Here is a 21,046-nt window from a genome sequence, read left to right on the forward strand (position 1 = left end):
CGTAAAGCGGTTCTAATTTCATAATATACTCCTTGTATTATTATCTTAAAATCCTGCCATTCTTGTTGTATTCTTCTATTGATTCAATCTAAGTTGCTGACAATTCATATGGATTTCCTGGCGTTTTTTGTTCAACTATTTTCAGGATAGTTGCCCTTGATATGGTGGATTTAAAGTATTGTATTTTCATTTATTAACTCATCTAACGATTTAGGTATATTAAATTTAACTACTCCCAAATTACTGCCTCTATTATATAAGAAATTTTTTGCAAGCTCATTATTATCTGTACTTCATCTTAAACTTTGCTAGAAGCAAGGAAGTAATTTAACAGTCGGTGAAGGATGTGAGCCCTCCACACTGATTAGATTTTCACTTTTTTATATTTTTTCCGGAATTTTTGACAATCTCTTGAACTGTGCGAAATGTCACATCTGTATTTTACAACCTCTCTTATAGTAAGGGTATGTAAGAGAGACGTATTAAAGGAGTGAACAGTATGAAGAAAAAAACTTCAGCACTAATGAGACGTTTAAAATATTTTTCGCCAATAGATCGTTATAACGATAATCATACACAAGAAACATATGAAGATCGCGAATGGGAAAATGTGTACAGAAAGCGTTGGCAGCATGATAAAGTAATTCGTTCTACACACGGCGTGAACTGTACTGGTTCATGTAGCTGGAATATATATGTGAAAGATGGAATTGTAACTTGGGAAGGGCAGGAGCTTAACTATCCGACTACAGGTCCTGATATGCCAGATTTTGAACCGCGAGGATGCCCACGTGGAGCAAGTTTTTCTTGGTACATTTATAGTCCACTTCGTGTGAAATACCCGTATGTACGTGGTGTTCTTTGGAATATGTGGCAAGAAGAATTGCAAAATAACGAGTCACCATTAGAGGCTTGGAAAAGCATTGTGGAAAACCGTGAAAAGGCACGTACGTATAAGCAGGCGCGTGGTAAAGGGGGATTCATTCGTGCGAATTGGGATGAAGTGTTACAACTCGTTTCAGCTTCATTACTGTACACAGTAATGAAATACGGTCCAGACCGAAATGTTGGCTTTTCACCAATTCCAGCTATGTCGATGTTAAGTCATGCTGCTGGTAGTCGCTTTATGCAACTTATGGGTGGACCGATGCTTAGCTTCTATGATTGGTATGCGGATTTACCACCAGCTTCTCCTCAAATTTGGGGTGATCAAACAGATGTACCAGAAAGTAGTGACTGGTATAACTCTGGTTACATTATGACATGGGGTTCAAATGTACCAATGACGAGAACACCAGATGCACACTTTTTAGCAGAGGTTCGATATAAAGGAACGAAAGTCGTTTCTGTCAGTCCTGATTTCGCTGAATCAACAAAGTTTGCGGATGATTGGATTAGTGTGAAACAAGGTACAGACGGTGCACTTGCGATGGCAATGGGACACGTAATCTTACAAGAATTTTACGTGGATAATCAAGTGGAATATTTCACAAAGTATGCGAAGCAATATACTGATTTTCCTTTCTTTGTCACATTGAAACAAAAAGGAGATCAATTCGTTGCTGATCGGTTCTTAAATGCTTCTGATATTGGACGAGAAACGAAGTTAGGGGAATGGAAACCTGTTCTTTGGAACGAGAATACGAATGATTTTGCAACACCTCACGGCACAATGGGGTCACGTTGGGATAATGAAAAGAAATGGAACTTGCGTTTAGAAGATGAAGAAACAGGTGAAAAGATTGATCCACGTCTTTCTTTACTTGGAATGGAAGAAGCGATTGGAACTGTACAAATTCCGTACTTCTCTGATGATGGAAACAAAGTATTAGAACGTACAATTCCAGTGAAAAAGGTTATGACAGAAGAGGGCGAATTGTTCGTTACAACTGTATACGACTTAACGTTAGCAAATTACGGTGTGAACCGAGGGCTTGGCGGACAAGAACCGAAAGACTTCAATGATGATATACCGTTTACACCTGCATGGCAAGAGAAAATGACAGGAGTAAAACGTGAGCTTATTATTCAAATCGCTCGTGAGTTCGCACAAAATGCTGTTGATACGAATGGTCGCTCAATGATAATTGTCGGAGCGGGTATTAACCATTGGTTTAACTCTGATACGATTTATCGCGCCGTTTTAAATCTTGTTCTTCTCGTTGGAGCACAAGGTGTAAACGGCGGTGGTTGGGCTCATTATGTTGGTCAAGAAAAATTAAGACCAGCAGAAGGATGGCAAACAATCGCGATGGCAAAAGATTGGCAAGGTCCACCGAAATTACAAAACGGTACATCCTTCTTCTATTTCGTAACAGATCAATGGCGTTATGAAGATACACCTGTTGGACATTTAGCATCACCAGTTGAAGGTAACTCTCGTTATCAACATCACGGTGATTACAACGTATTAGCTGCACGACTTGGCTGGTTACCTTCTTATCCAACATTCGAGAAAAATGGAATTGAATTATATAAAGAGGCTGTTGCTGCTGGTGCAACAACGCAAGAAGAAATCGGAAAATATGTTGCACAAAAATTAAAAGAAAAAGAACTGAAATTTGCGATTGAAGATCCAGATAACAAAAACAACTTCCCGCGCAACTTATTCGTATGGCGTGCGAATTTAATTTCGAGTTCTGGTAAAGGACATGAATATTTCTTAAAACATTTATTAGGTACAACAAACGGGTTAATGAATGACGACAGTGATTCATTACGACCAGAAGAAATAAAGTGGCATGAAGAAGCGCCAGAAGGGAAGCTTGATTTACTCATTAATTTAGATTTCCGTATGGCTGGAACAGCACTGTATTCTGATATCGTCTTACCTGCTTCAACTTGGTACGAAAAACACGATTTAAGCAGTACAGATATGCATCCATTTGTACATCCATTTAATCCGGCAATCGGTTCACCGTGGGAAGCGCGCTCTGACTGGGATATTTTCACTTCTCTTTCTAAAGCAGTGTCTGATTTAGCGAAGAAAATCGATCTTGAACCAATGAAAGAAGTTGTGGCAACACCGCTTCTTCATGATACACCGCAAGAATTAGCGCAACCACTTGGCAAGATTAAAGATTGGAGTAAAGGTGAATGTGAACCAATCCCAGGTAAAACGATGCCACAAATTCACGTTGTTGAAAGGGATTATAAAACGATTTATGACAAAATGACTGCGCTTGGACCAAATGCCGGAAAACAACCGATTGGTACGAAAGGGATCTCTTGGTCAGCAGAAAAAGAGTATGAGCAATTAAAGAGCAAATTAGGAGTCGTTCGAACGGATTCTATCGCGAAAGGTTGTCCAGACATCAAAGAAGCAATCAATGCTGCTGAAGCGGTATTAACACTATCTTCTACAACAAACGGTCATATGGCAGTAAAAGCATGGGAAGCACTTGAAAAACAAACAGATTTAAAACTACGTGATTTAGCAGAAGAACGTGAAGAAGAATGCTTTACATTCGAACAAATTACAGCACAACCGAAAACAGTAATTACTTCTCCGGCCTTTACAGGTTCAGAAAAAGGTGGACGACGTTACTCACCGTTTACAACAAATGTGGAACGTCTCATCCCTTGGAGAACGATAACTGGTCGACAATCTTTCTACTTAGACCATGACATGATGAAAGAATTTGGTGAAACGATGGCAACATTTAAACCAATTCTGCAACATAAACCGTTCCGTAAATCACGACCTGAAGTAGAAGGGAAAGAAATTACATTAAACTATTTAACACCGCATAATAAGTGGTCGATTCATAGTATGTACTTCGATTCATTACCGATGTTAACGCTATTTAGAGGTGGTCCAACTGTTTGGATGAATAAAGAGGACGCTGCTGAAGCGGGTGTTGCAGATAATGATTGGATTGAGTGCTTTAATCGTAACGGTGTTGTTGTAGCGCGTGCTGTTGTAACGCACCGTATACCGAGAGGAATGGCATTTATGCATCATGCGCAAGATCGTCACATTAACGTACCTGGTACGAAATTAACAAGTAATCGCGGGGGAACGCATAATAGTCCAACTCGAATTCACGTAAAACCGACACATATGATTGGTGGATATGGTCAATTAAGTTATGGATTTAACTATTATGGTCCAACTGGGAACCAGCGTGATTTAAATGTTGTAATCCGTAAACTGAAGGAGGTAGATTGGCTTGAAGATTAAAGCACAAGTCGGAATGGTAATGAACCTAGATAAATGCATCGGCTGTCATACTTGTAGCGTAACATGCAAAAACACCTGGACAAATCGTCCAGGTGCTGAATATATGTATTTCAATAACGTAGAAACGAAACCAGGTATTGGTTATCCGAAACAATGGGAAGATCAGGAGAAATATAAAGGCGGCTGGGAATTGAAAAATGGTGAAATTCAGCTAAAATCCGGTTCGAAAATGAAACGTCTTATGAATATTTTCCACAATCCAGATCAACCAACGATTGATGATTACTTTGAACCTTGGAACTATGATTATGAAACGTTAACAAATAGTCCGCAGCGTAAGCATCAGCCAGTTGCTCGTCCGAAATCAGCAATTACAGGCGAATTTATCGACAAAATTGAATGGGGTCCAAACTGGGAAGATGACTTAGCAGGCGGACATATAACTGGATTGCAAGATCCAAACGTAAAGAAAATGGAAGAAGAAATTAAAACAGATTTTGAAAACGTCTTTATGATGTATTTACCACGCATATGTGAACATTGTATGAATCCATCTTGCGTATCATCTTGTCCATCTGGTGCGATGTATAAACGTGAAGAAGATGGAATTGTTCTTGTAGATCAAAATGCATGTCGCGCATGGAGATTCTGCGTATCATCTTGTCCATATAAAAAAGTGTATTTTAACTGGCAAACGAATAAAGCTGAAAAATGTACAATGTGCTTCCCACGTATTGAAGCTGGTATGCCAACAATTTGTTCAGAAACATGTGTAGGACGTATCAGGTATATTGGGGTAATGCTATATGACGCTGATAAAGTAAAAGAAGCAGCTTCTGTTGAAGACGAAAAAGATTTATATGAATCTCAGCTTACTGTTTTCCTAGATCCAAATGATCCAGAAATAGCAGCTGAAGCGAAAAAACAAGGCATTCCTGAAGAATGGATTAAAGCAGCACAACAGTCACCTATCTATAAAATGATTATCGATTGGAAAATTGCTCTGCCTCTTCACCCGGAGTATCGTACAATGCCGATGGTTTGGTATATCCCTCCGCTTAGCCCAATTATGAACATGGTGGAAGGGAAAGGTAGTAACTGGCAAGCAGAAGAGGTTTTCCCTGCAATTGATAATATGCGTATTCCAATTCAATATTTAGCGAATTTACTCACTGCAGGGGATGAATCACACATTCGTCTTACATTGAAAAAAATGGCTGTTATGCGAACATATATGAGAGCACTGCAAATTAATAAAGAGCCAAATGAAGCTGTATTAAAAGAACTTGGTTTAACGAAACAGGATGTAGAAGATATGTATCGTCTTCTTGCCATTGCGAAATATAAAGATCGCTTCGTTATCCCGACATCTCACCGTGAACAAGTGGCAGATTTATATAGCGAACAAGGAAGCTGTGGTTTATCATTCACAGGTGGTCCAGGCTCTTGTATGACAATTTCTTAAATAAAGGGGGCAGAAAATTATGAGACAAAGTTTACAAACAGCTTTTTCTTGTTCTTCTTTTCTTCTCTCCTATCCTGAACTAGGGTGGAGAGAAGCTGTAACTGAATTGCAAGAAGAGGTTGAAACAATAAAACAGGAAGACGTTAAAGCGTCACTTACAGCCTTTATAAAGCAAGTGCTAAATAAAACGAATGATCAACTCATTGATAGTTACGTATATACATTCGATTTTGGTAAGAAAACAAATATGTATCTTACTTATATGAACACTGGTGAACAAAGAGAAAGAGGTATTGAATTACTGGAGTTAAAACAGCATTATAAAAAATCTGGTTTTGAAGTAACAGATAAAGAATTACCTGATTATTTACCGCTATTGCTTGAGTTCTTTGCAAATGCAAATGAGATAGACAGTGAATCAATTATGAGTAAATACACGGAGAATATACAAGCGTTACACGTTCAATTAAAAGAAGCAGACAGTATGTATGAACCAATTCTTGCGGCTGTTCTACTCGCTATCGAAACATGGGGTGTACAGACAAATTAGAAAGGAGAGTTGTTAAAATGATGGATCAATTTCTATGGGTATTGTTTCCCTATATCATTTTTGCAATCTTTATCGGTGGACATATTTTTAGATACAACTATGATCAATTTGGATGGACATCAAAATCTAGTGAACTATTAGAAAAGAAAATGCTCCGACTCGGAAGTCTATTATTTCACTTTGGGATCATGTTCGTAATTGGCGGTCATGTTATGGGGATTTTAATTCCAGAAGCTGTATACCGTTCAGTAGGTATCTCTGAGCATATGTATCATGTAGTAGCAATTAGTTTTGGGCTTCCGGCAGGTGTTGCTTCTATTAGCGGTTTAATTATATTAACGTACCGCCGCGTAACTGTAAAACGTATCATTGCAACGAGTACAAAGGGAGATTATATTGCGCTTATTTTATTACTTATCGTAATGCTAGCAGGACTTTCCTCAACATTTTTAAATATCGATTCAAAAGGATTTGATTATCGTACAACGATTGGCCCTTGGTTCCGAAGTCTCTTTATTTTCCAACCGAAAGTTGAATATATGATGGAAGTACCAATATGGTTTAAAATTCACATTCTCGCAGGGATGGGGCTTTTCGCAGTGTGGCCATTTACAAGACTTGTACATGTATTTAGTGCCCCAATTAAATATGTAAGCCGTAGTTATGTGATTTACAGAAGACGTATTCCTAATGAGTTGAAAAAATAATACTGCTGTAAACGGATAGGAGCTAATGGTTAAAACGAAACGAGGTCTAATATGGAAGGCCTCGTTTTTGTTTACATAGGGAATAAATGTTAATAAGTAGTTTAAATTGAAAAAAGATTAGCATCTAAATAAGATGCTAATCAATGCTACAAACAGAAGCAGAGCAATCTTCACAAGCAATTTCACATTTTAAAAATTGTAAATCGTGGATTGTAATCTTTCCTTTATGAATTGAAATTGTACCTTGCTTTTTTAATTCATTTAACATTCGATTTACACTTTCACGTGAAGTTGCACAGAAATTAGCGAGTTCTTGATTCGTTAATGGTAAATCGATGAGAATACCATTTTCTTTTAATACACCGTAACTATTTGTCATTCGTATAAGAGTAGAGTACAGGGCACCTTTTTTGCCGTGTAATACTAAATCTCGGAACTTCGTTTGCATTCTTCTTAAATGTTCACTAATCCATTTCATAAATTCAAATACAAGAGCGGGTTTTTGGAGTAATGCTTTTTCTAACGCTTCACGTTTTATTACACCTACTTCAACATCTTCAAGACATTTTGAGTTTAATAAATATTTTGCATTATCCGTGAACAATGTTAATTCTCCAATAATGTCATATTCCGAACAAATTCGAAGTGTTAATTCTTGTCCGTCAGCACTAAGTTTACTAATTTGTACTTTCCCTGAGTGAATGATATAGAGTTCTGTTGCCTCCATACCTTCTTGAAAAATAAAACTACCTTTTTTTATCTGCATTTTATATTCAACAGATGCAAGTAATTCTTTTAAATCTTGAGATAATGTCATACTGTTTGCCACAGTGATCACCTTTCTTCTTATAAGCAATACATTTCCTATTTTGAGTGTAAGTATGATGAAAATGCAAGAGCTATTTAAAAATAAATTGAAATTTCAATGACCGTAAGGAGGAGTGGCTAAAGATGTGAACAAAATGCGAACGGATTTGTGAAAATTTTTTGAATGGGGAAAGTGATGTGAGAAAAGTCACATTGAATATGTAGCTTCTTTTTTATAATGAAGGCAAATAAAAAAATGAAAGCTTACTAAGGATTGCAGCAGAAAAGAAGGGATATAGATGCACGAGAACATGAAAGATTCTTTAAAGCGGCCACTTCAAGATTTACGCATTTCAGTTATTGATCGTTGTAATTTTAGGTGCACATATTGTATGCCTGCTGAAGTGTTCGGACCTGATTATGCTTTTTTACAGAAAGAGTGTTTATTAACATTTAATGAAATAGAAAGGTTAGCTAGATTATTTATAAGTATGGGAGTTAATAAAATTAGGCTTACTGGCGGTGAACCTTTATTGCGTAAAGACTTACCGAAATTAATTGCAAGACTTACAAATCTAGAAGGCTTAAAAGACATTGGACTCACAACAAACGGAATTCATTTAGCAAAACAAGCTAAGGCGCTAAAAGACGCGGGATTAAAACGTGTAAATATTAGTTTAGATGCGATAGAGGACCATGTCTTCAAAAAAATTAACGGAAGAAATGTAAGTACAAAACCTGTACTGAAAGGAATAGAAGCAGCAAATGCTGCTGGATTAGAAGTAAAGGTAAATATGGTCGTAAAAAAAGGGATGAATGATAGTCAAATTCTTCATATGGCTCGTTATTTTAAAGAAAAAGAAATTCAGCTCCGTTTCATTGAGTTTATGGATGTAGGCAGTACAAACGGATGGAATTTTGAAGAAGTCATTACGAAGGAACAATTAATAGAGAAAATTAATCGTGTATATCCAATTGAGCCCGCTCAGCCTCGTTATTTTGGAGAGGTTGCGAAATTGTATCGATATGTAGGGAGTAATGCAGAAGTTGGATTTATTACTTCTGTTTCTGAGTCATTTTGTTCTTCTTGTACGAGAGCTCGTATTTCGGCAGACGGCAAGTTTTTCACGTGCCTATTTGGAGCGAAAGGAACGGATTTGCGAACGCTTCTTCGAGAAAATATTTCTGATGCATCACTATTAAAAATTTTAAATGATACATGGCGATATAGAACAGATCGATATTCAGATGAAAGAACGGTTGAGAATACAAGTAAACGTCCAAAAGTTGAAATGTCTTACATTGGTGGATAGTGAAAGGGGGATTTCTTATGCAAGAGCGTTATTCAAGACAAGTGTTGTTTTCTGGAATTGGTGAAATGGGACAAAGAAAAATAAGAGAAAAGCATGTGCTCCTAATCGGTGCGGGTGCGCTAGGAGCTGCGAATGCAGAAGCACTTGCTAGGATGGGAATTGGGAAATTGACAATTGCTGATCGTGACTACGTCGAATGGAGTAATTTACAGCGGCAGCAGTTATATACAGAAGAAGATGCGCAGCAGTGTAAACCAAAAGCAATTGCAGCAGCAGAACATGTAAGAAAGATTAATTCTGAAGTGGAAAATGTACCAGTTGTAACAGATGTCACAATGCGAGAAATAGAAGAGTTAACAAAAGATGTGGATCTCATATTAGATGCGACTGACAATTTCGATACGCGTCTACTTATAAATGACATTTCACAAAAAGAAAATATACCTTGGATATATGGCGGATGCATTGGGAGTTACGGTGTAACGTATACAATTCTTCCTGGGAAAACACCATGTTTTCGCTGTCTAATGGATCATCCTATGGGCGGTGCAACATGCGATACAGCCGGAATCATTCAGCCAGCTGTACAAATGGTTGTTGCTCACCAAGTTACAGAGGCGATGAAAATATTGGTGGATGATTATGAATCATTAAGAGGGACAATGTTATCATTTGATATTTGGAACAATCAATATCTCTCATTAAAAGTAAATAGACAGAAGAAAAATACATGTCCATCTTGTGGAAATACACGCACGTATCCAAGTTTAACATTTGAAGCACAGATGAAAACGGAAGTGCTATGTGGACGGAATACGGTTCAAATCCGTCCAGGGATAAAACGTGTTCTTCATTTAGAGGAAGTTCAAAAACGATTACAAAAAAGTGTACTTGTCCAAAAAACGCCTTACTTACTATCATTTCTAATTGATGAATATCGTTTCGTTTTATTTACAGACGGTAGGGCATTTATTCATGGAACAAATGATGTGAAAATAGCAAAACGATTATACGCAAAATATATAGGATGAACAGAAAGAGAGTTGCCCCTTATTAAAACGAGGTGAAAAAAGAATGTTAGAAAAACGTATACCAATTCCAGTGGCAGAAGCAGTTGCACGTGTAATGGAATATGCTTACCAAGGTGAAATAGAAAAGGTTTCTCTTATAGAAAGCTACGGTAGAACACTTGGAGAAGATGTTATTGCAGATCATGATGTTCCGCATTTTGATCGCTCTCCGTACGACGGGTTTGCGATTCGAGCGGAAGATACAAAAGAAGCGAGTAGTAGTAACCCCATTCAGTTTGAAGTAATTGGCGAAATTGGAGCAGGCTTTGTTTTTACAGAAGAAGTGAAAGCATTTCAAGCTGTCCGTATTATGACAGGTGCCGCAATTCCGGAAGGGTGTAATGCGGTTGTTATGTTAGAGCTAACGGAAGGATTTGAAGAAAACGAAAAGATTTATATGGTATTAAAACGCTCTTTCTCTTCTGGCGATAACATTTCTCTTAAAGGAGAAGATGTAAACCAAAATAGCATCCTTGTGAAAAAAGGGACTGTTATTAATCCTGGAGTTGCAGCGCTTCTTGCTACGTTTGGTTATAGTACGGTATATGTTGTAAAACAGCCAGTCATTGGAATTGTAACGACAGGAAGTGAACTGCTCGAAGTACATGAACAATTAAAGCCAGGGAAGATTCGAAATAGTAACTCTTATATGGTAGCTGCTCAAATTGAACGAGCAGGTGGAATTGTACAGTATTATGGGCAATTCGCTGACAATTTTGAGACGTGTTATAACACTGTAAAAAAAGCGATAAAAGAAGTTGATATATTAATTACAACTGGTGGCGTTTCAGTAGGAGACTATGATTATTTACCGGCTATTTATGAGAGATTACAAGCTAATGTACTTTTTAACAAAATAGCGATGCGACCAGGAAGTGTGACAACTGTAGCTGAGTTAGAGGGAAAACTATTATTTGGTCTATCTGGTAATCCTTCTGCTTGTTATGTCGGATGTGAATTGTTTGTTCGACCTGTCATTGGAACATACTTGCATAGGAAAGATCCGCACATATATCGTGCAGAGGCAATATTACAGAAAGACATTTCGAAAGCAAATCCGTTTACTCGTTTTGTAAGAGGGAGAGTGGAATTTGTAGATGGTCAATTACAAGTTACACCAGTTGGTTTAGATAAATCTAGTGCAATTTCTTCACTTGCAGAGGCGAACGCATTTATCGTCCTGCCAGGAGGAACGAGAGGATTTGAAGCAGGAATAACTGTTTCGGTACTGTTATTAGAATCAAACGCTGGAAGTGAGTGGCCGTGGGAAGAACCACTTCGATCATACAAATAATAGAAAAATAGATTACTAACTTATACAAAGATAAGAGGTGCAAAATGATACAAACGTATTATGAAGTAATTGATACACCTATTTCAATTGAGGAAGTTACAAACAAAGTAATTCGTCGTGAGTGCGGCGCAGTTACTACTTTCGTTGGTACTGTTAGAGAATTTACGAAAGGGCGTCGTACGCTACATTTAGAGTATGTAGCATATAAAACAATGGCAGAAAAACAACTTGAGAGAATTGGTACTGAAGTAGGAGAGAGGTGGCCTGGGACATTTGTCGCCATTACACATCGCATTGGTACATTACAAATTTCTGATCTTGCTGTTGTCGTCGCTGTTTCTACACCACACCGGAAAGCTGCATATGAGGCGAACGAATATATTATGGAGCGTATAAAACAAATCGTTCCAATTTGGAAGAAAGAATTTTGGGAAGATGGTGAATCATGGATTGGTGATCAGTTAGAGAATGTAGCATATGAGAATGGTGAGCCTGAAGAGGAGATGAGAATATGATTGAAGTACTATTATTTGCACATTTACAAGAAGAAGTAAGTAAGCCAGCATTACAAATCGATTGTGAAAATATTACAGTTGCTGAACTAAAGAAGGTACTCATTAAGAAATACAACGTAGCGATTTCAAATGAAATCATGGTAGCTATAAATGAAGAGTATGCAAATGAGGATGACATCATTCAAACTGGCGATGTCATAGCGATAATTCCGCCAGTAAGTGGTGGTTGATTCTTTTCGACTTAATCATGTTACGACGTGATTAGGCTGGAGAGAATGAATATAAATATGCATACATAGGAGGGAACAGGATGAAAAGTCCTAATTTTCAATTAAGTTTACAAACTTCTAATCTAATTATAGGTTTTATGGTATGGGTCATTTTATCATCATTAATGCCTTATATTAAAGTGGATATCCCATTAACTGCGGGGCAAATTTCTATGGTCACAGCAGTACCCGTTATTTTAGGTTCTGTTCTTCGCATTCCAATTGGTTATTGGACAAATCGTTTCGGAGCAAGAAAATTATTCTTTATTAGTTTTATTCTATTATTACTTCCTGTCTTTTATATTAGTGTTGCCAATTCTATGATGGATTTAATTATTGGTGGATTATTTGTAGGAATCGGTGGTGCTGTATTCTCTGTAGGAGTAACTTCTTTACCAAAATACTTTCCGAAAGAGAGTCATGGTTTTGTAAATGGTATTTACGGTGTCGGTAACGCCGGAACAGCAATTACTTCGTTTTTAGCGCCTGTTATCGCAACTTCAGTTGGCTGGAGAACGACAGTACAATGTTATTTAGTTTTACTTGCAGCATTTGCACTTATGAACTTTTTATTAGGTGATCGTAAGGAGAAAAAGGTGAATACACCATTAATGGAACAAATAAAAGGTGTATATAAAAATGAGAAACTTTGGTTTTTATGTATCTTTTACTTTTTAACATTCGGATCATTTGTCGCATTTACAGTATACTTACCAAACTTTTTAGTATCTCACTTCGGATTAGAGAAAGTAGATGCTGGTATGCGAACTGCAGGATTCATTGTACTCGCAACAATTATGCGTCCGATTGGTGGTTGGCTCGGCGATAAGTTTAATCCATTTAAAATATTAATCTTCGTATTTATCGGTTTAACACTTTCAGGTATTATTTTATCATTCATGCCTAGTATGAACGTGTATACATTTGGTTGCTTACTAGTCGCATTTTGTGCAGGCATTGGTAATGGTACAATCTTTAAACTCGTTCCAATGTACTTCTCAGAACAAGCAGGTATTGTAAATGGACTTGTTTCAGCTTTAGGCGGACTAGGAGGGTTCTTCCCGCCCCTAATTTTAACATTACTATTCCAACTAACAGGCCATTATGCAATTGGATTTATGGCATTATCAGAAGTCGCACTTGCTTGTTTAATCATTACAGTGTGGATGTATAGTCAAGAAAAGCTGTTAGTGATGTTAAAAAATCATTAATAAGGAAAAAGAACCATCCCAAAGTATTTTGGGATGGTTCTTTTAGTAATAGGCTTCAACATGTTTTTATTGATCTCTCAATAAACGCTTATTTTCTATAAGAATTTGCTTTTAAAATGAAGATGTCAAAAGTTATTCAATTAAAGGGCAGATTAGTTAAGGAAATCTTTAAAGTATTTACATATAGACTGGCGAAAAAAAGACACAATCTCGCTTATAATTAAAGTTATATGAGCTTAGGGTGATAGCGATGGGGTGGGAGTGTCAAGTAAGAATTTTATGCATAATTGCCACTAAGGGAGATGATTAAAAGTTGAGTAAACAGAATATCAGCACAATAGTTTCAGGAGATTTGATTGTTACCCATCTAATTGGCCAGATTAATACAGAAGATGTGTATGAATGGTTTAATGATTTTGAGCAGGTTTGTCAGCAATTTATTTCTGAGGGTCGGAAATACAAAGTGTTGGTGGATAGAAAAGGGTATACCCCAAATCATTTTTCTGTTCAAAAAGTATGGAAAGATAAGTTCTTCAATGAAACCATTTTGAATCATAGTAAGGCAATTGCATTTCTTCTTGAAGAAGGAGAGATACTGAAGTATTTACAACAATCCAATACAAAAGAATCCGTGGAGTTTTTTGATGATTATGAACAAGCGCTAATTTGGTTGAATGAATATCCAATATAAAAACTGAATAGAAAGAGTTGCTCGTAATGTTACACTTGTCATGAAATTTATTTGTTTACAAGTTGCAAACACCATTTATTTTCTTCATAGATTACTTGTGAAATAAAAGAACGGAACTACAACAAAAAGAACAAACGTCCCCTAAAAAACGTTTGTCCAAAGGTAATTACTATTTTAACTAAGAAATAGATTACAATTTATGTGTACGAGAAATCTTTTTTATAAGTTTAGGCAATATAGATGTTAGTTCTTGCTTCAAACGCTTCGTAAATGATGGATCTTTACCAGAAGTTGAAATAGTGACAACATATTCATTATTTCTTATAACGCCAGGTGTGTGAAAAGATGATTCTGTACCATCACTTACAACGTTAACCCACTGGAAATCATGAGCGGCCTGTTTGACCATCATATTTACAGCGTGTTGATTTGTAGCTGCATAAATAAGGTGAGCATCTTTAATATCATCATTACTAAAAGCTTTTTGCTTCCAAGTAATATAAGAAAGTTCCTTCATTTCCTCGCAAATTTCTGGGCTGACAACAGTGACGAAAGCGCCTGTATCTTTTAATCCAGACGCTTTTCGATATGCAATTTTACCTCCACCAATGATAACAACGACTTTATTTTGTAGATTAAACATAAGAGGGTACATGTTATACATATATGCATTCCTCCATTCGTTCTAACAATGTTAGTTTCATATATGTATCAAACTGAAGACAGTTACAAGTCGTAACATGATTATATTTTTTTGTATGCAATTCAATTTTTTGAAGTAATAATCCGGTAAAGAGAAGGTATGGCATGACATATACATGGGACGCAGTCGATGTTATATCCTTGAGCTCGGCAGTAAAAGAGGGAGTTCCTTTCGTTAAAAAGGAACAGGATACTGGCATACCAAGTTTTCGTTCGACAGCTGCTCCGATTAGTTGTAACTCATGTATCGGTTGTGTATCACTACTGCCTCGTCCTACGAGTAAAATACTACTATTTTGCATTGGCATAGCTTCACGTATTCTTTTCACTACAAGTTCCACCATATGTGGATGTGTACTAAAAGGAGGTACAACTGAAAATGTTATTTGTGGATATTTCTTTTGTAGTTGTTCTATTTCAAAAGGAATATCACGTTTATAGTGAGCTGCTGCAAATAATAAAACAGGTACAATCATTATTTCAGTTACTCCCTCTATTATCGTTTCTGTAACTGCATCCGAAATAGTAGGTGTCGTTAGTTCTAGAAAAGCTATTTTTTGAATTCTTTCGTTTCGCTCTTTCATAACAGATTGAATAAATTGAATGAATTGTTCATTACCTTCTTGTAGCCGGCTCCCATGTCCAACATATACAATTCCTTTCATTGTCTCACCATGTCTTTCTTCATAAGAGTTTCTTGTAATTGATGATCTACGTTATGAAACCCAACTTTATTTGCATAGTATAAAGTTGGAACGTCGGTATACGAGAATGGGAGAGTAAGAATATTGATAAAGCCAAGGCGTTTTATTTCTGCTAGAAACGTATCAATAGAAGCACGACCTTCAAATACAATGCTATCCCATGAGAATTCAGAAAGCATACGTGAATGAATTTCATCGAAGCGATGATCAATTGTGTACTCATGAGTCATCATATAGGAACCAGCACCAATTTTTTCTTGTATAAAAGCAATTCGGTTAATGTTTCGTCCTAAATAAACTGTTGTATTGGAAGAGAACTCTGCTTGTTTACTTAGTAGCCCATATTGCATAAGTTTTTCTTGAGTGGCAACGTTCATATGTTGTAGTTGCGCTTGTAAAGAACGAATATCTTTTTGGTGTTTACTACATGATTGCATCAATATTTCTACACTTTCAGCTGAACAAAAAACAAGACGATTAACGTTAAAAATTTCATTGATTTGTTCAAGTGTTAATGTGTATTCTACCTTTTTGAAAGTAGGAATTTGATATATTTCTGCACCGGCTTCTTGTAACTTTTGCTTCATTGAACTTGTTTTATTCGTTGCAGATGCAAATAAAACTTTCTTGCCGTGCAATGGCTTGCGTTCTTTCCAAGAGATTTGATCCCGTAAGGAAACGACATCACCAACAATTGTCATAGAAGGATTAGAAATATTTTCGTTTTTGACAATAGAAACAATGGTAGACAGTGTCCCTGTGACAACGCGCTGTTTACCAGTTGTACCCCATTCAATGACTGCTACTGGCGTATCTTCTTTTTTTCCTGCTTGTAGTAAGTTTTCACAAATTGTAGGTAAGTTTTTTATACCCATGTAGTAGGCAATCGTGTCGCTATTGTAAGATGAATTATATTTTCCATGATCGGTTAAAGGACCTTTTGCATGTCCGGTTAATAAAGTGACGCTATTACTGTAGTCACGGTGGGTGAGGGGAATACCTGCATAGATACTAGCGGCGATGCTAGATGTAATACCTGGTACAATTTCATATGGAATATTTGCTGATGCTAAAGTTTCTGCTTCTTCACCAACACGGCCAAAAATAGATGGATCTCCGCCTTTTAAGCGGACTATGATTTTTCCTTCTTTCGCAAATTGAAGGAGGTGTGAGTTAATCATTTCTTGACGCATAGTATGATTCTTTGGCATTTTTCCGCAATAAATAAGTTCACATGTTTCTTTTGTATAATTAAGAAAGGAAGGGTTTAATAAGCGGTCATATAAGACGATATCTGCACGATTTAAGCACTCTATCGCTTTTTTTGTAATAAGCCCTTCATCACCTGGTCCTGCACCAACTAAATATACATATCCGTTCATATTCGCACCTCGTCTATTTTTATTTAAAAGGAAGCCAGGGGAGGCTTCCTTTTTATATATAAATATCCCCGTCAATAACTTCTACTTCATACGTTTGAATACAACCGTCATCAGGTTTTTGAACTTCACCTGTTAGTAGTGAAATTTTCCAATCATGTAGGGGACAAAAGACGAATTCTCCAGATACAATACCTTCCGCTAATGGCCCTTTTTTATGAGGACAACGATTTTCTACAGCTCGAATATCGCCATTTGAAAGGCGGAATAGGGCGAAAGACATACCTTTCATTTGCACCTCTTTACCGATTTGAATAGGAAGGTCTTCTGCACGCATAACTTTTATTTTTTCTTTCGTTTGTATCATATAGATCACAGCTCCTTATTTCACAGTTTCTACTTCATACATCGCTTTTAATGATTTCGTTTCTAGTGCTTGTCCCCATGCTTCTTTATATGTGCCACGAGCTTTTTGGAAACGTTCATTTAACTTAGTGACCATATTTGCATCTTGCAGTATTTCCTTTATGTGATCGAAGCCTAATCGTTCTGTCCAGTAGGCAGTACGCTCTCCATAAATACCAGTTTCACGATAATATTGCATGTAAGCTGTAGCGATGCGAAGGACATCATCTTCAGTAGGGACAATCATTACAAAATCAGCTTCGCGTACTTCCGTACCACCATTTCCGCCAATATAAAGTTGGTATCCATTTTCGACACAAACAACGCCAAAATCTTTCGTCAGTACTTCCGCACAGTTACGTGGACAGCCCGTTACACCCATCTTCATTTTATGAGGTGTATCTACCATTTCTAATGATTGTTCAAGCAACATACCAAGTCCTAATGAATCTTTCGTACCGAAACGGCAGAAACGAGAGCCAACACATGATTTTACATTACGAAGAGATTTTGAATACGCATATCCAGAAGCCATATTTAATTCAGCCCATACGTTAGGTAAATCTTGTTTCTTAACACCGTATAAGCCAATTCGGCTCGCACCTGTAATTTTCACAAGTGGAACATCGTACTTTTTCGCAACTTCAGCAATTTTCATTAAATCATCTGCTGTTGTAACGCCTCCGTACATACGTGGAATAACAGAGAAGGTACCATCGTGCTGGATGTTACCATTCATTCTTTCATTCACGAAACGGGATGATTTATCATCTTCATATTCTTCTGGAATCGCCATACGTAAATAGTAGTTTAAAGCAGGACGACATTTCGAACATCCATCTTCATGTACAAAACCAAGAACGTTTCGTACTTCTTTTGGAGATTTTAAACCTTTCTCATGAATGGCCGCTACGACTTCATCACGTGATAAAGGTGTACATCCGCACATACCGGTAGACTGTGCAGAAGCATCAAAAGCATCTCCAAGTGTATGAGATAAAACTTGTTCTACAAGCGGACGACATTTACCACAAGACCCTGCGGCTTTCGTACAGGCTTTAACTTCTTCAAAAGTCTTTAACTCCTGTTCTAAAATGGCGTGAACGATTGTGCCTTTCGTAACACCATTACATCCGCAAATTGTGTCATCCGCACTCATAGTAGCAACGTCAAGTTCACATTCTTCACCAGCTTTGTGAAGAATGGAAGCTGGTGTATATTCTTGTATATCTTCTTCTTTCTTTAACATGCTAAAGAGGCGGGTACCGTCAGCTGTATCACCGTATAAAACGATACCGACGACTTTATTATCACGAATTAATACTTTTTTATAGGAACGTTTACATTCATTAAAGATGGATATTGCTTTCGTTTGATCATCTTCATAAATTTGGCCAGCAGAGAATAAATCACAACCAGCAACTTTTAATTGTGTACCGACGATACTGCCCGAATATCCATCAGTTTGTAAATTTGTTATATGTTTTGCTAATATCGCACCTTGTTCATAAAGAGGAGCAACAAGTCCATATGCGATACCGTCATGCTCTGCACATTCTCCAACTGCATAAATGGACTCATCATTTGTTAGCATATAGTCATTGACTACAATACCGCGATTTACAATTAGACCAGCATCTTTTGCTATTTGCGTATTTGGGCGTATACCGACAGCCATTACGATTAAATCACAATCTACAACTTCACCATCTTCAAATTGAATGCCCTCAACATGGTCTGTACCAAGAATTTTTACAGTTTTCTTTTCCATTAAAAACTTCATGCTTTGTGCTTCTAAATCTTCACGCAGAAGAGCAGCTGCTTTCGTATCTAGTTGTTGCTCCATTAAGCTAGGCATTAAATGAACAACATGTACGTCCATTCCTAAATCAATTAGACCTCTTGCGGCTTCTAAACCGAGTAACCCGCCACCAATGACAACGGCCTTTTTCTTTTCTTTAGCGGTATCTATCATAAATTGTGTATCTTCAATAGTTCGAAATCCTGTTACACCAGAAAGTGCGGAACCTTCAACAGGTAAAATAAAAGCACTAGAACCTGTTGCGATAATGAGCTTGTCGTATGTAAGAGTACGCTTCTTTTCTGTAATAATAATTTTTTCTTCTCGGTTAATACTTTGAACTCTTTCATTCGTATACAAAGTTATTTCGTTTTCTTCATACCAACTGTATTCATTCATAATGATATCTTGCATATTTGTTTTGCCTTGTAAAACATGAGAAAGCATAATGCGGTTGTAGTTTGGATGCGGTTCATCTCCAAAAATAGTAATCTCATATGAATCACTATCATGTTTTAAGATTTCTTCCATACAGCGAATGCCAGCCATACCATTTCCGATCATAACTAAACGTTTTTTCATTTTCGTTTCCCCTTTTTATGTGAAATATTGAACAAAGGATTATATTTTTATTATAGAAAATCAAATAAGGGGGAGATGTGATATTTATCACATTTTTATAATGATTCACAAATTGTTAAAATTCGGTTTTATGTGAAGGGGATGTGAATATTTTTCGCAAAACGAAAAAGCAGGCCATAAGTATTTACACTCATGTCCTGCACTTGATTTATGCTTTCGTAATGGCACGCGGAAATAAAATATTATTTTCTAAATGAATATGCTCAAATAAATCAGACTCTAGAGCTTCAAGACGTTGGTAGACAAGTCGATAAGTACCGCAAGCGCCTTCTGGAGGAGTAAAGTCATTTGTCACTTTACGAAGTTCTTTTATAATATTTCCGGCATGATTGTGCTCATTTTCTAGTTCATCCACTACTTTACGTAACTTTGTATAATTTTCATCAGTTGGATTTTGTTCAAATTCTAAAATTAATGGGAAATCTTCCATTTCTTCTTTAATTAAATGCTGTTCTAATTCCATTTTAAGTTCATGAAATAGCTTATGAATTTGAGCTAAATGAGGCTGACTTGCCCCATGAACACGTAATACTTTTGTCACATATGGACTTAACTGTGGTAATTCTTCATTTAAATAGCGATGATGCTTATTTATAACATAATCAATCAATTCACGATAAGAAGCATTTTTCCAATCAATTTCCGATTCATTTAATCGTTTCGTATTATGATAAAGCGTATTTAACTCTGTAAGCACTTCAGTAGCTGATAAATTTCTTTCATGAATTGCATCAATAAGTGGCTTATTACCGCCACAACAAAAATCTATTCTATATGATTTAAAAAGATCACTAGCTTTCGGAAATTGTGTAACAATCTCACCAACAATTGAAGTTTCAGTAAATGTATGTTCCATATGAATGCCTCCATAAAGTTTTAATGTAATATCTAAATTAAGAATAGCGATAAATTAAAATCTATGTAGTGATTGAAATCACTTATTCTGTGTCGTTTTTGAGAATAATAAGAAGAATGTTATTAAAATAAGGGGGAAAGTAATAAGTGGTAATATTTTACGTTAATAAAAAAGAAGCTTAGTAAAAGCTTCTTTTTTATTACTATTTTTCACATGCAATTCCATCGCCATCACGATCAAGATGAGAGCTATAACCTGGTTGCCCTTTATGTAAAGGAGCTTTCCCAGCTGCTCTAACTGCAGCACAATTTTTGTAGTATGCACTATCAGTATTACCATTAGCTGGTTGTGTTTGAGCTTGCTGTGCTTTTTGTTCTTCTTGTTGTTTACGAGCTTGTTCATCAGCCTGACGTTTTTGTTCTTCTTGTTGTTTACGAGCTTGTTCATCAGCCTGACGTTTTTGCTCTTCTTGTTGTTTACGA

The 21,046-nt window shown here is 36.7% G+C and carries 19 protein-coding genes; 11 read left to right on the forward strand and 8 right to left on the reverse strand.

Annotated elements, in window-relative coordinates; translation table 11 throughout:
• Positions 1-499 precede the first annotated feature (499 nt).
• Genes ACQGSG_RS17375 through narI form a run of 4 tightly spaced genes read left to right on the forward strand, consistent with a single transcriptional unit; the run spans position 500 to position 6,905 of the window.
• Positions 500-4,183, forward strand: a complete 3,684-nt coding sequence (locus ACQGSG_RS17375; RefSeq protein ID WP_000730782.1) for a nitrate reductase subunit alpha — start codon at positions 500-502, stop codon at positions 4,181-4,183.
• Positions 4,173-5,648: a nitrate reductase subunit beta gene (narH, locus tag ACQGSG_RS17380; RefSeq protein ID WP_000692664.1), complete on the forward strand. Its 1,476-nt coding sequence runs from the start codon at positions 4,173-4,175 to the stop codon at positions 5,646-5,648. Before ACQGSG_RS17375 ends, narH begins: the two co-directional genes overlap by 11 nt.
• 19 nt (positions 5,649-5,667) lie before the next feature.
• Positions 5,668-6,198, forward strand: a complete 531-nt coding sequence (narJ, locus tag ACQGSG_RS17385; protein ID WP_001249926.1) for a nitrate reductase molybdenum cofactor assembly chaperone — start codon at positions 5,668-5,670, stop codon at positions 6,196-6,198.
• A gap of 17 nt (positions 6,199-6,215) precedes the next feature.
• A complete protein-coding gene (narI, locus tag ACQGSG_RS17390) occupies positions 6,216-6,905 on the forward strand; it encodes a respiratory nitrate reductase subunit gamma (protein WP_000969222.1) in 690 nt (229 codons plus the stop codon).
• Between the two features lie 136 nt (positions 6,906-7,041).
• Here the strand turns inward: narI and ACQGSG_RS17395 are convergent, their stop codons facing one another.
• Positions 7,042-7,734 carry a Crp/Fnr family transcriptional regulator gene (locus ACQGSG_RS17395; protein ID WP_000013866.1) on the reverse strand — a complete coding sequence of 231 codons (693 nt, stop codon included), beginning with the start codon at positions 7,732-7,734 and terminating at the stop codon, positions 7,042-7,044.
• A 277-nt stretch (positions 7,735-8,011) separates the two neighbouring features.
• On the opposite strand from ACQGSG_RS17395, the gene moaA reads away from it, so the two are divergent.
• The 7 genes from moaA (at position 8,012) to ACQGSG_RS17430 (ending at position 14,075) form a co-directional block, all read left to right on the forward strand.
• Positions 8,012-9,025, forward strand: a complete 1,014-nt coding sequence (gene moaA, locus ACQGSG_RS17400; protein WP_000545033.1) for a GTP 3',8-cyclase MoaA — start codon at positions 8,012-8,014, stop codon at positions 9,023-9,025.
• 17 nt (positions 9,026-9,042) lie between these two features.
• Positions 9,043-10,056, forward strand: a complete 1,014-nt coding sequence (locus tag ACQGSG_RS17405; RefSeq protein ID WP_325842640.1) for a molybdopterin-synthase adenylyltransferase MoeB — start codon at positions 9,043-9,045, stop codon at positions 10,054-10,056.
• 43 nt (positions 10,057-10,099) lie between these two features.
• Entirely contained in the window at positions 10,100-11,389 is a 1,290-nt protein-coding gene (locus tag ACQGSG_RS17410) for a molybdopterin molybdotransferase MoeA (RefSeq protein ID WP_000890783.1), read from the forward strand.
• Positions 11,390-11,433: 44 nt separating this feature from the next.
• On the forward strand, positions 11,434-11,904 hold the full coding sequence (locus ACQGSG_RS17415) for a molybdenum cofactor biosynthesis protein MoaE (RefSeq protein ID WP_000616829.1): 471 nt from the start codon (positions 11,434-11,436) through the stop codon (positions 11,902-11,904).
• The gene (gene moaD, locus ACQGSG_RS17420) at positions 11,901-12,134 is read left to right on the forward strand and encodes a molybdopterin converting factor subunit 1 (protein ID WP_000573681.1); all 234 of its coding nucleotides are present in this window, start codon (positions 11,901-11,903) and stop codon (positions 12,132-12,134) included. Before ACQGSG_RS17415 ends, moaD begins: the two co-directional genes overlap by 4 nt.
• Before the next feature lie 80 nt (positions 12,135-12,214).
• Positions 12,215-13,384, forward strand: coding sequence for a nitrate transporter NarK (gene narK, locus ACQGSG_RS17425; protein WP_000841857.1), 1,170 nt, complete (start codon positions 12,215-12,217; stop codon positions 13,382-13,384).
• A 313-nt stretch (positions 13,385-13,697) separates the two neighbouring features.
• Entirely contained in the window at positions 13,698-14,075 is a 378-nt protein-coding gene (locus ACQGSG_RS17430; protein WP_000043364.1) for an STAS/SEC14 domain-containing protein, read from the forward strand.
• 190 nt (positions 14,076-14,265) lie between these two features.
• Here the strand turns inward: ACQGSG_RS17430 and ACQGSG_RS17435 are convergent, their stop codons facing one another.
• From ACQGSG_RS17435 to ACQGSG_RS17465, 7 genes are all read right to left on the reverse strand, one after another.
• Positions 14,266-14,739, reverse strand: coding sequence for a precorrin-2 dehydrogenase (locus ACQGSG_RS17435; protein ID WP_000282595.1), 474 nt, complete (start codon positions 14,737-14,739; stop codon positions 14,266-14,268).
• Positions 14,732-15,442 carry a sirohydrochlorin chelatase gene (locus ACQGSG_RS17440; protein ID WP_000676474.1) on the reverse strand — a complete coding sequence of 237 codons (711 nt, stop codon included), beginning with the start codon at positions 15,440-15,442 and terminating at the stop codon, positions 14,732-14,734. The genes ACQGSG_RS17435 and ACQGSG_RS17440 overlap by 8 nt, the downstream gene beginning before the upstream one ends.
• Positions 15,439-16,863: a uroporphyrin-III C-methyltransferase gene (locus tag ACQGSG_RS17445; RefSeq protein WP_061139406.1), complete on the reverse strand. Its 1,425-nt coding sequence runs from the start codon at positions 16,861-16,863 to the stop codon at positions 15,439-15,441. Before ACQGSG_RS17445 ends, ACQGSG_RS17440 begins: the two co-directional genes overlap by 4 nt.
• Before the next feature lie 52 nt (positions 16,864-16,915).
• A complete protein-coding gene (gene nirD, locus ACQGSG_RS17450; RefSeq protein ID WP_325842639.1) occupies positions 16,916-17,227 on the reverse strand; it encodes a nitrite reductase small subunit NirD in 312 nt (103 codons plus the stop codon).
• Positions 17,228-17,242: 15 nt separating this feature from the next.
• Positions 17,243-19,648 (reverse strand): NADPH-nitrite reductase large subunit, encoded by a 2,406-nt coding sequence (gene nirB, locus ACQGSG_RS17455; RefSeq protein ID WP_044584405.1) that lies wholly within the window; start codon positions 19,646-19,648, stop codon positions 17,243-17,245.
• Between the two features lie 208 nt (positions 19,649-19,856).
• The gene (ric, locus tag ACQGSG_RS17460; protein WP_000401360.1) at positions 19,857-20,564 is read right to left on the reverse strand and encodes an iron-sulfur cluster repair di-iron protein; all 708 of its coding nucleotides are present in this window, start codon (positions 20,562-20,564) and stop codon (positions 19,857-19,859) included.
• Positions 20,565-20,766: 202 nt separating this feature from the next.
• On the reverse strand, positions 20,767-21,046 hold a 280-nt coding region (locus tag ACQGSG_RS17465; RefSeq protein WP_426947728.1), incomplete at its 5' end, for an excalibur calcium-binding domain-containing protein.

It is taken from the genome of Bacillus sp. GMa5/1 (assembly GCF_050172015.1).
Lineage (GTDB): Bacteria > Bacillota > Bacilli > Bacillales > Bacillaceae_G > Bacillus_A > Bacillus_A cereus.